Origin of the sequence: Streptomyces sp. NPDC058579 (assembly GCF_042718575.1) — a bacterium.
Classification (GTDB): Bacteria; Actinomycetota; Actinomycetes; order Streptomycetales; family Streptomycetaceae; genus Streptomyces.
This window is the reverse complement of the sequence record NZ_JBHXPI010000020.1, coordinates 16,634-26,580: the sequence shown is the minus strand read 5'-3', so window position 1 is coordinate 26,580 and position 9,947 is coordinate 16,634. Positions and strand designations below refer to the sequence as shown.

Sequence of the window (9,947 nt, the reverse complement as noted above, 5' to 3'; positions counted from 1 at the left end):
TCTGGTGCGGACAACAAGCGCGAATCGGGCTCCAGGAGTACACAGATGGATCACAGCGGGCACGGCATGACGATGGATCTGCCGCCGTTCACGCTGGGACGGGGGCTCGAGTTCTCGCCCGACCCGTTCTTCCTCATCGCCTGCGTCCTCGGGCTCGCGCTGTACGGCTGGGGTGTCGCGCGGCTGCGTAGGCGCGGTGACGGCTGGCCGGTGAGCCGGACGGTCTTCTTCACCCTGGGCGTCCTGAGCATCGCGCTGATGATGTGCACCAAGCTCAACGACTACGGCATGGTCATGTTCAGCGTGCACATGGTGCAGCACATGGTCATCTCGATGCTCTCGCCGATCCTGCTGCTGCTCGGCGCGCCGGTGACGCTCGCGCTGCGCGCGCTGCCGGTCGCGCCCCGGGGCGACAAGGGCCCGCGCGAGCTGCTCCTGATGCTGCTGCACAGCCGCTACATGCGGATCATCACGCACCCCGCGTTCACGATCCCGCTCTTCATCGCGAGCCTGTACGGCTTCTACTTCACCCCGATCTTCGACACCCTGATGGGTTCGAAGATCGGCCACATCACGATGATGGTGCACTTCCTCGCCGTCGGCCTGGTCTTCTTCTGGCCGATCATGGGCGTCGACCCGGGGCCGCACCGCCCGGGCTATGTGATGCGGATGCTGGAGCTCTTCGCGGGCATGCCGTTCCACGCCTTCTTCGGCATCGCCCTGATGATGGGGAGCGAGCCGATGATCAAGGCGTACGCGAACCCGCCGGCCTCGCTCGGGATCGACGCGCTCGCCGACCAGAACGCGGCGGGCGGCATCGCGTGGGCGTTCAGCGAGATCCCGTCGGTCCTGGTGCTGATCGCGCTGGTCTACCAGTGGTACCACTCCGAGCAGCGGCAGGCCGTCCGCAAGGACCGGGCCGCCGACCGGGACGGGGACAAGGAGCTGGAGGCGTACAACGCCTATCTGGCCTCGCTCCAGAGCCGCGCACGGTAGCCGGAGAGCAGACGGACAGGAGATCGTCGCACGGGAGTAGCATTCGCCCGCCCCAGGGGTCACGATGAGCGTGAAGGACCTGTCGGGAGGAGGCGGGCAGATGTCCGGTCCCACGAAGGCGATGAGCGTGATCACCGTCGCGGCCCTGGTGCTGACGACGGCGTACACGGTGGCACTCGGCAGCAGCGGCTGGCTCTGGTTCGGTGTGGTGGTGCTCCTTGTGGTCACCATCGGCATGGCGGCCGCCGACAGCTCCGTACCGGCGGGCGCACGCCCCCGGGGCCCCGGCAGGCCCGGCCCGCAGCCCTAAGGACGTGGGGCGAGGACGACCCAGGTGGGGCCGGGGGCGAAGTTCAGGGGGGCGCCGTCCGGGGTGGTGAAGGCCGTGCCGTTCGTCGCGGTGGGGCGGCTCCAGCGGGCCTCGTGGGCGCGGCCGTCGCGCAGGACGAGGGCGCTGCCGCTGCCGACCGTCTCGGTGTACGGGGAGACGCTGCCGAGCACGTCGTGGAAGCGGGACGACCGTATGGTCACGTACTGCACCACGACCGTCGACGCCGTGACCGGGCCTTCGTCGGTGGTACGGGCGGGCGTGCCGTCCATCGCGACCCGCCAGGCCTTGTCCGCGGGGGACCAGGTGAAGGTGTAGCGCGAGGCGGGGAAGCGCACGGTCCGTTCGTTGACCGTTTCACCGCCCGCGGGGGCCGGGCCGAAGCGGAAGCCGATGTCCTTGGCGTTCTCCGCGTCGGTGGCGGCGGCCAGGGCGCGGCCGGGCAGGACGTACAGGTTGTGGGGCGCGGCCCTGCCCCGGTCGCGGAGGTAGGCGCCCGGGGCGTCCTCGGGCGGCAGGGCGTCCAGCGGGGCGGCCTTGAGCAGGGGTTTCAGGGCGGTCTGGGAGCCGGAGTAGGCGAGCGCGGGGTGGCCGAACTGGCGGAGCAGCTCGATGTCGGACTCGCGGGCGCTGCGTACGGGGCCGATCCGTTCGGGCAGGTCGGCGGAGTAGACGGCGAGCAGCCGGGTCTGGCCGCCCTCGACCTGCTCGACGTAGACCAGCTCGGCCGCGCCGAGGCCGGTGTGCGGGCGGGCCGGGGGCACGTTGTCGATCTTGACGGCGAGGACCGGCGCGGCGCGGGCCGGGAGTCCCGTGAAGGGCGAGAGGCCCTGCGGGGCGGGGCTCGTCGGCGTGGGGGTCGGGGCCGTCGGCGTGGGCGTCGGGGTCGGCTCGGGGGTGCCGGAGTCGGCGCAACCGTACAACCCGGCGGTCATCACCGCGCACAGCAGCACGGTGACGGCTGCGCCGGGCCGTAGGTGTCGCGGTGCGCGACGGCTTTCGGCGGCCATCAGGACCCACTCTCCGTCTCCAGTGTGGACCAGGGTCGCGCGAGTGGTTACAAATAACCATCGCTCGAACGAGACGGGGGCCGTCGGTGTTCTATCACGTCCTGAAATACGTCCTGCTCGGACCGTGGCTGAGGCTGGTGTTCCGGCCGCGCATCGAGGGCCTGGAGCACATTCCGGCGGACGGCGCGGCGATCGTCGCCGGCAACCATCTGTCGTTCTCCGACCACTTTCTGATGCCGGTCGTCCTCAAGCGGCGGATCACGTTTCTCGCCAAACAGGAGTACTTCACGGGCCCGGGCCTCAAGGGCCGGCTGACCGCCGCGTTCTTCCGCAGCGCCGGGCAGATCCCGGTCGACCGCTCCGGCAAGGAGGCCGGGCAGGCGGCGATCCGCGAGGGGCTCGGGGTGCTGGCCAAGGGCGAGCTGCTCGGCATCTATCCCGAGGGCACGCGCTCGCACGACGGCCGGCTCTACAAGGGCAAGGTCGGCGTGGCCGTCATGGCGATCACGGCCGGGGTGCCGGTGATCCCCTGCGCGATGGTGGGGACCTTCGAGATCCAGCCTCCCGGCAAGGTGGTGCCCCGGGTCAAGCGGGTCACCGTCCGCTTCGGCGCGCCGCTGGACTTCTCCCGTTTCGCCGGCATGGAGGGCGAGAAGGCCGCGGTCCGCGCGGTGACGGACGAGATCATGTACGAGATCCTCGCGCTGTCCGGGCAGGAGTACGTCGACGACTACGCGGCCAAGGTGAAGGCCGCCGAGGAGGAGGCGAAGGCCCGGACCGGCGGGTCGCGCGGAAGGTTCCCGCGCCGGGGACGCTGACGGCGGATCCGCGCACGGCGAAAGGTGCTGGGCCGGTGATCACTGTCCCCGTACCGTCTCGTCCATGGGACAAGGACACGCTTTCGTGCTCGGAGCGACAGGACAGGTGGGACGGGCGGCCGTGCGGGCGCTCGTCTCGGACGGCTGGGAGGTGACGGCGGCCTCGCGGCGCGGCGGCCGGGGCGAGGAGTGGCCCCAGGAGGTCCGGTCGGTGGCCGTCGACCGTGACGAGGAGGGCGCGCTCGCCGCCGCGCTCGGTGACGGCTGTGACGTGCTGGTCGACATCGTCGCCTACCACGCGGGCCACGCACGGCAGTTGACGGCGCTCGCCGACCGGATCGGCTCGGCGGTGGTGGTCTCCAGCGGCGCGGTGTACGAGGACGACCGGGGCCGTAACTTCGACACGCAGGACGAGCCGGACGGCTTCCCCGCCTACCCGGTGCCGATCCCGGAGTCGTGGCACACGGTCGCGGCGGGCGAGGGGTCGTACGGGACGCGGAAGGTGGCCCTGGAGCAGGAGTTGCTCGCGGCGGGCGCGGCGCTCCCGACGACGGTGCTGCGGGCGGGCGCGATCCACGGGCCGTACAGCCCGGGCCCGCGCGAGCTGTGGTTCGTCAAGCGGGCGCTCGACGGGCGGCCGGTGCGGATCCTCTCGTACGAGGGCTCGTCCCGGTTCCACCCGGTGCACGTGGACAACCTCGGTGAGCTGGTGCGGCTTTCGGCGGCGACGCCGGGCACCCGGGTCTTCAACGGCGGTGATCCTCAGGCCCTGACGGTCGCGGAGATCGGCGCGGCGATCGACGCCGTCATGGGCGTGGAGAGCGAGACGGTGCTCATGGAAGGGGCGCCGGAGGACACTGTGGGGCTCAGTCCCTGGACGGCGCCCCACCCGGTCGTCTTCGACATGGGCGCGGCGGAGCGGGAGCTGGGGTACCGGCCGGTGGTGTCGTACGCCGAGTCGCTGCCGGCGACGGTCGCGTATCTGTCCCGGCGGGTGGCGGAGCAGGAGTGGCGGGAGGCGTTCCCCGGTCTGGTGAAGTACGGGGTGGACTTCTTCGACTACGCGGCGGAGGACGTCTGGCTCGCCGCGCGGCGCTGAGCTCGGCACGCGGATGAGTGAGGGGCGGCCCGCCGGGCGGGCCGCCCCTCCCCCGTCATCCTGTGACTACGGCTGGGGCGTGGCGTGCGGGGCGCACGTCACGTCACGGCTGTCGAGCTTGCCGGTGAGGAGGTAGGCCTCCACCCGGGTGTTCAGGCACGGGTTGGCGACGTTGGTGATGCCGTGCGAGCCGGCGTCCCGCTCGGTGATGAGACGCGAGCCCTTGAAGCGCTTGTGCAGCTCGACCGCGCCCTCGTACGGCGTGGCCGCGTCGCGCTCGGACTGGGTGATGAGCACGGGCGGCAGGCCCTTGCCGGTGCGGACCTCGGTCGGCTGTTGGCGCGGGGTCGACCAGGTCGCGCAGGGCAGGTTCATCCAGGCGTTGGACCAGGTCATGAACGGGTACCGCTCGTGGAGCCGGCTGTTGTCCCGGTCCCACTTGCGCCAGCTGGTCGGCCAGGGGGCATCGGCGCACTCGACGGCGGTGTAGACGGCGTTGCCGTTCTCCGAGGCCGCGTTGCCGGCCGTGTCGGTCGGGTCGGAGGCGGCCGCGTCGATCAGCGGCTGCGGGTCACCGGCGGCGTACGCGCTGAAGGCCTCGGCGACCGGGGCCCACATCGAGTCGTAGTAGGGCGCGTTCTGGAAGAAGCCGATGAGCTCGGCCGGGCCGACCTTGCCGCCGAGGGGGTTCTTCTTGGCGGCGGCGCGAAGGATGTCCCACTGGCCGCGGACCTCGGCGTAGGTGTCGCCGAGGTGGTACGTGGCGTCGTGCTGGGCGACCCAGGTCATCCAGTCCTTGAGCCGGCCCTCGAAGGCGATGTCCTGGTCGAGGTTGGCCTCGTACCAGATCTTCTCCTTCGACGGGTTGACCACGCTGTCGAGCACCATGCGGCGGACGTGCGTCGGGAAGAGCGTGCCGTAGACGGCGCCGAGGTAGGTGCCGTAGGAGACGCCGACGAAGTTGAGCTTCTTCTCGCCGAGCGCGGCCCGGACGACGTCCAGGTCGCGGGCGGTGTTGCGGGTGTTGATGTACGGCAGGATGTCGCCGCTCTTCTCCGCGCAGCCCGCGGCGTACTCGGCGGCGAGCTTGCGCTGGGCGCGCTTGTCGGCCTCGCTGTCGGGGACCGGGTCGAGCTTGGGGCCCTTCACGAACTCGGCCGGGTCGACACAGGAGATGGGGGCCGAGTGGCCGACGCCGCGCGGGTCGAAGCCCACGAAGTCGTACGCCTTGGCGGCGCCCGCCCAGATGGCGTTGTTGGTGGTGACCCGGCGCGGGAAGCGCAGGCCGGAACCGCCCGGGCCGCCCGGGTTGTAGAGCAGGGCGCCCTGGCGCTCGGCGGGGGTGCCGGTGGAGCCGATGCGGTCGACGGCGATCTTGATCTGCTTGCCGTTCGGCCGGGCGTAGTCGACCGGGACGGTGACCCAGCCGCACTGGATGGGCTTCTCCAGGCCCCAGTCGGCCGGGCAGTCCTGCCAGTCGATGCCCCGGCCGGCGGCACGCTGGGCGGCGACGGCCGTGCCGTACGCCTCCGCGTCGGGCCGGTGGCGCTGGTCGGCGCTCGCGGCCGGAGCTGCCAGCGCGCCCGCCATGAGCGTGCCCGCTATCAGAGCGCCTGCCGAGCCGAGCGCTGCCGTGCGTCTCACGTGATTCTCCCCCTGTGGGTGTGTCGGTCTGTCCGGGGGATCCTTTCGTCCGGCCGGTGTACGGGAAAGGGCGTACACGCGTTTCTTTGCCGAACCAATAACCGGATACCGCTGTACCGCTGAGCGGTGAACTCAAGCGGGCGCGAGGATCCCGAGCGCCTCGTCGAGGACACGGCGCAGCCGCAGCGCGTCGGGGGCGACGACGGTGACCAGCGCCCCGGGCCCGGCGAGCGGGGCGAGCACGGCGTTCTCGGCGAGCAACCGGGACTCGACCGGCTTCTCGTCGAACCCCGGGTCCACGACGAGGAGTTGACCGACCGAGCGGTGTCCGGCGAGGACCGCTCCGCCGTCCCAGCCGGCCGGGGCGCCGGGGCCGTACGCGACCTCCTGGTCGAGCAGCGGGCGTCCGGCGCGGTGGACGGTGAGGCGCGAGAGGAGCGTGCCCGGCTCCTCGCCGTGGCGGCCGAGGATCTGCTCCTCCCGGAGCACGAGCCGCGCGGTGGGGGCGAGTTCGACGGTGGTGCGCATCACGAGGTCGGAGCCGTGGGCGCAGACGAGCTGTTCGGGCAGCCACCGCAGCACCGCGTCCGCGCCGACCGTGAGCCGCACGTCGTACGTGGCCGGTTCGGCCGAGCGGCCGGGCAGGGCCACGGTCGCGGCGGACGAGTCGACCAGGAGCCGCGCCCCGTCCCGTACCTCCGACTCGATCGCGAGGCGGTCGCCGCCGAGCGGGGCGCTCATCGCGCCGACGACGGTGACCCGCGTGTACGGGCCGGTGGTCCGGGTCCTGCGGAGCGCGAGGGGGCCGTCGCCGATGAGGACCGGCAGGGTGCCGTCGGCCTCGGCGACGATCCGGGCGGTGGCGCTCAGGCTCATGCGGACCAGGCGCCGAGCTGCTCGCGGACCCAGTCGGCGATGGGGGTGACGCCCTGGGCGCCGGTCAGCGAGGTGAAGGCGACGGGGAGGTCGCCGCGCTGCTCCTTGGCGTCACGGGCCATCCGCTCCAGGTCGGAGCCGACGTACGCGGCGAGGTCGGTCTTGTTGACGACGAGCAGGTCGGCGGTGGTCACGCCGGGACCGCCCTTGCGAGGGATGTCGTCGCCGCCGGCCACGTCGATGACGAAGATCTGGGCGTCGACCAGGCCCTTGGAGAAGGTGGCCGTCAGGTTGTCGCCGCCGGACTCGACCAGGATGAGGTCGAGCGGACCAACCGCGTCCTCCAGCTCCTCGACGGCTTCGAGGTTGGCGGAGATGTCGTCGCGGATCGCGGTGTGCGGGCAGGCGCCGGTCTCCACGGCCTGGATGCGCTCAGGCGGCAGGACGGCGTTACGGAGGAGGAAGTCGGCGTCCTCACGGGTGTAGATGTCGTTGGTGACGACCGCGATCGACAGCTGGTCGCGCAGGACGCGGCAGAGCGCGGCGACGGTCGCGGTCTTCCCGGAGCCGACGGGTCCGCCGAGCCCGATGCGCAGGGCGCGCCGGGTTCCGTCGGGGCGGTGGGCGTCGGCGGAGACGGCGCCGAGGTGGTCGTGGGAGTGGTCGAGGTGCATGGGTGCCTCCGGCGGTTCGTGGGTGGTGGCGTCGGTGTCGCCCGACGGTGTCGGGGCTCTGCTTCGGGGTCAGGACGCGAAGAGGCGGACGGGCCAGGCCGCGTGCTGTTCGGCGGTGATGTCGAGGAGGGGTGAGGAGGCGGCAGGGAGGGCGTCGATGCCCTGGTGGGCCGCCGCCGTGGCGCGCTCGGCGACCCGGTCCATCTCCGGGGCGAGGCGGGCGAGGACGGCGGTGGCCTTGAAGGGGTCCAGGCTCAGCAGCCGTACAGCCGCGGTGGCCGGGCCGCTGACCGACTCGTACACGACACAGTGCGCGGCGTCCTGCGGGCCGAGGCCCGCCGCGCGGGCCGCGACGCCGAGGACGATCGGCTGGTGCGCGCCGCGCGGGAACGCGGCCGCCAGCGCGTCGAGTTCGGGGCACGGCCAGGTGGCGCGGGCGGCGCGCATCATCTGCCGGCCGAGCCTGCGGGCCACCGCCCGCAGGGCGGGCGAGGGCGTACGGGCGTCGGCGGCGGCGTCGAGCGCGTCGGGGTCGTGGCCGTGGGCGGCCGCCGCCGCGAGGCCCGCGGCGGTGAGCCCTGCCGTGTGGAGCCGGCCCCGGCAGAACGCGGCGAGGCTCACCGCGTCCGTGATCCGGCCGGCCTTGACTGCTGCCTCGGCCCCACCGGAGTGGGCGTGCCCGCCGGCGGGGAAACGCCCGTCGGCGAGCACGAGGAGCGCGGCGCGGCTGCCGAACCCTCCGGCGACCGATGTGGTCGGCGCTGTCATCAGAAGAGGAAGTAGCGCTGGGCGAGGGGCAGTTCCTCGGCGGGGGCCGGGTCGACCGCTTCGCCGTCGATGGTGACGGTGAAGGTGTCGGCGTCGACCTCGACCCGGGGCAGGGCGTCGTTCTCCCGCATGTCCGCCTTGGTGACCCGCCGGGTGTTCTTGATGGCGACGAACTTCCGGTCCAGGCCAAGCCGTTCGGGGAGATCGTCCTCGATGGCCGTCTGGGTGACGAAGTTCAGGGAGTTGCCCGCCGGCGCCTTGCCGAGCGCCCCGAACATCGGCCGGGGCAGGATCGGCTGCGGAGTGGGGATGGAGGCGTTGGCGTCGCCCATCTGCGCGTAGGCGATCTGACCGCCCTTCAGCACGACCAGCGGCTTCACGCCGAAGAAGGCGGGCTCCCACAGCACCAGGTCGGCGAGCTTGCCGGTCTCGACCGAACCGATCTCGTGGTCGAGGCCCTGGGCCACCGCCGGGTTGATCGTGTATTTGGCGACATAGCGACGCGCCCGGTGGTTGTCGGCGCGGCCGTCCCCCGGCAGCGCGCCCCGGCGCTTCTTCATCACGTGCGCGGTCTGCCAGGTCCGCATGATGACCTCGCCGATCCGCCCCATGGCCTGCGAGTCGGAGGAGATGATCGAGATGGCGCCGAGGTCGTGCAGCACGTCCTCGGCCGCGATGGTCGACGGCCGGATGCGGGACTCGGCGAAGGCGAGGTCCTCCGGGACGGCCGGGTTGAGGTGGTGACAGACCATCAGCATGTCGAGGTGTTCGTCGATCGTGTTGACGGTGTGCGGCCGGGTCGGGTTGGTGGAGCTGGGCAGCACGTACGGCTCGGAGACCACGGTGATGATGTCCGGAGCGTGCCCGCCGCCCGCGCCCTCGGTGTGGTACGCGTGGATGGTGCGCCCCGCGATGGCCGCGAGGGTGTCGCCGACGAAGCCCGCCTCGTTCAGGGTGTCGGTGTGGATGGCGAGTTGGGCGCCGGTCTCGTCGCAGACGGTCAGGCACGCGTCGATGACGGCCGGGGTCGCGCCCCAGTCCTCGTGGATCTTGAACCCGAGGGCTCCGCCCCGCAGTTGGGAGTACATGGCCTCGCGGGACATCGTGTTGCCCTTGCCGAGCAGGCCGATGTTGACCGGGGAGTTCTCCAGCGCCGCGAACATCCCTGCGAGGTGCCAGGGCCCCGGGGTGACGGTGGTCGCCTTGGTGCCCTCGGCGGGTCCCGTGCCGCCGCCGACGAGCGTGGTGATGCCGGAGGCGAGGGCCTCGTCGATGATGGTCGGCGCGATGAAGTGGATATGGGTGTCGACCCCGCCGGCCGTGACGATCCGGCCGTTGCCCACGATCACCTCGGTCTCCGGGCCGATGACCAGGTCCGGGTGGATCCCGTCCATGGTGTCGGGGTTGCCGGCCTTGCCGATGCCGGTGATCCGGCCGTCACGGATGCCGATGTCGGCCTTGATCACGCCCCAGTGGTCGATGATCACGGCGCCGGTGATCACGGTGTCGGGCGCGCCCTCGGCCCGGGTCGTGCGGGCCTGGCCCATCGACTCGCGGATGACCTTGCCGCCGCCGAAGACGGCTTCGTCGCCGGCACGCCCTGGACCGCCGGAGCGGTCCTCCTCGATCTCGACGAGGAGGTCGGTGTCGGCGAGCCGGATGCGGTCGCCGGTGGTGGGGCCGAACAGGTCGGCGTAGACGGCGCGGTGCAGCTCAGGCACGGTCGCCTCCGTT

Annotated in this window: 10 protein-coding genes; 4 read left to right on the top strand and 6 right to left on the bottom strand. The window is 72.2% G+C overall.

The window, feature by feature from the left end:
* The first annotated feature begins 45 nt into the window (after window positions 1-45).
* Together ACFWRO_RS22050 and ACFWRO_RS22045 are read left to right on the top strand one after the other, a co-directional pair.
* On the top strand, window positions 46-996 hold the full coding sequence (locus tag ACFWRO_RS22050; RefSeq protein ID WP_384512766.1) for a cytochrome c oxidase assembly protein: 951 nt from the start codon (window positions 46-48) through the stop codon (window positions 994-996).
* A gap of 100 nt (window positions 997-1,096) precedes the next feature.
* Window positions 1,097-1,306 (top strand): hypothetical protein, encoded by a 210-nt coding sequence (locus ACFWRO_RS22045; protein ID WP_384512764.1) that lies wholly within the window; start codon window positions 1,097-1,099, stop codon window positions 1,304-1,306.
* Here ACFWRO_RS22045 and ACFWRO_RS22040 read toward each other — a convergent pair.
* On the bottom strand, window positions 1,303-2,334 hold the full coding sequence (locus tag ACFWRO_RS22040) for a DUF3048 domain-containing protein (protein WP_384512762.1): 1,032 nt from the start codon (window positions 2,332-2,334) through the stop codon (window positions 1,303-1,305). The genes ACFWRO_RS22045 and ACFWRO_RS22040 overlap by 4 nt on opposite strands.
* Window positions 2,335-2,420: 86 nt before the next feature.
* Here ACFWRO_RS22040 and ACFWRO_RS22035 point away from each other — a divergent pair, with 86 nt between their 5' ends.
* Window positions 2,421-3,152 (top strand): lysophospholipid acyltransferase family protein, encoded by a 732-nt coding sequence (locus tag ACFWRO_RS22035; RefSeq protein ID WP_384512760.1) that lies wholly within the window; start codon window positions 2,421-2,423, stop codon window positions 3,150-3,152.
* A gap of 64 nt (window positions 3,153-3,216) precedes the next feature.
* Entirely contained in the window at window positions 3,217-4,251 is a 1,035-nt protein-coding gene (locus ACFWRO_RS22030; protein WP_384512758.1) for an NAD-dependent epimerase/dehydratase family protein, read from the top strand.
* A 66-nt stretch (window positions 4,252-4,317) separates the two neighbouring features.
* On the opposite strand, the gene ACFWRO_RS22025 is transcribed toward ACFWRO_RS22030, so the two are convergent.
* The 5 genes from ACFWRO_RS22025 to ACFWRO_RS22005 form a co-directional block, all read right to left on the bottom strand.
* Window positions 4,318-5,895, bottom strand: coding sequence for an alpha/beta hydrolase (locus ACFWRO_RS22025; RefSeq protein WP_384512756.1), 1,578 nt, complete (start codon window positions 5,893-5,895; stop codon window positions 4,318-4,320).
* 132 nt (window positions 5,896-6,027) lie between these two features.
* Window positions 6,028-6,771, bottom strand: coding sequence for an urease accessory protein UreD (locus tag ACFWRO_RS22020; protein WP_384512754.1), 744 nt, complete (start codon window positions 6,769-6,771; stop codon window positions 6,028-6,030).
* Complete coding sequence (gene ureG, locus ACFWRO_RS22015) at window positions 6,768-7,445, bottom strand: urease accessory protein UreG (protein ID WP_384512752.1); 678 nt, start codon at window positions 7,443-7,445, stop codon at window positions 6,768-6,770. The genes ACFWRO_RS22020 and ureG overlap by 4 nt, the downstream gene beginning before the upstream one ends.
* Before the next feature lie 69 nt (window positions 7,446-7,514).
* Window positions 7,515-8,213, bottom strand: a complete 699-nt coding sequence (locus ACFWRO_RS22010) for an urease accessory protein UreF (RefSeq protein WP_384512750.1) — start codon at window positions 8,211-8,213, stop codon at window positions 7,515-7,517.
* Window positions 8,213-9,934 carry an urease subunit alpha gene (locus ACFWRO_RS22005; RefSeq protein ID WP_384512748.1) on the bottom strand — a complete coding sequence of 574 codons (1,722 nt, stop codon included), beginning with the start codon at window positions 9,932-9,934 and terminating at the stop codon, window positions 8,213-8,215. The genes ACFWRO_RS22010 and ACFWRO_RS22005 overlap by 1 nt, the downstream gene beginning before the upstream one ends.
* Window positions 9,935-9,947 lie beyond the last annotated feature (13 nt).

Excerpts from the sequence above, each read along its gene's own strand:
- ACFWRO_RS22050 (WP_384512766.1), top strand. The coding sequence starts at position 46 with ATGGATCACAGCGGGCACGGCATGACGATGGATCTGCCGCCGTTCACG.
- ACFWRO_RS22045 (WP_384512764.1), top strand. The coding sequence starts at position 1,097 with ATGTCCGGTCCCACGAAGGCGATGAGCGTGATCACCGTCGCGGCCCTG.
- ACFWRO_RS22040 (WP_384512762.1), bottom strand. The coding sequence starts at position 2,334 with ATGGCCGCCGAAAGCCGTCGCGCACCGCGACACCTACGGCCCGGCGCA.
- ACFWRO_RS22030 (WP_384512758.1), top strand. The coding sequence starts at position 3,217 with ATGGGACAAGGACACGCTTTCGTGCTCGGAGCGACAGGACAGGTGGGA.
- ACFWRO_RS22020 (WP_384512754.1), bottom strand. The coding sequence starts at position 6,771 with ATGAGCCTGAGCGCCACCGCCCGGATCGTCGCCGAGGCCGACGGCACC.
- ureG (WP_384512752.1), bottom strand. The coding sequence starts at position 7,445 with ATGCACCTCGACCACTCCCACGACCACCTCGGCGCCGTCTCCGCCGAC.
- ACFWRO_RS22010 (WP_384512750.1), bottom strand. The coding sequence starts at position 8,213 with ATGACAGCGCCGACCACATCGGTCGCCGGAGGGTTCGGCAGCCGCGCC.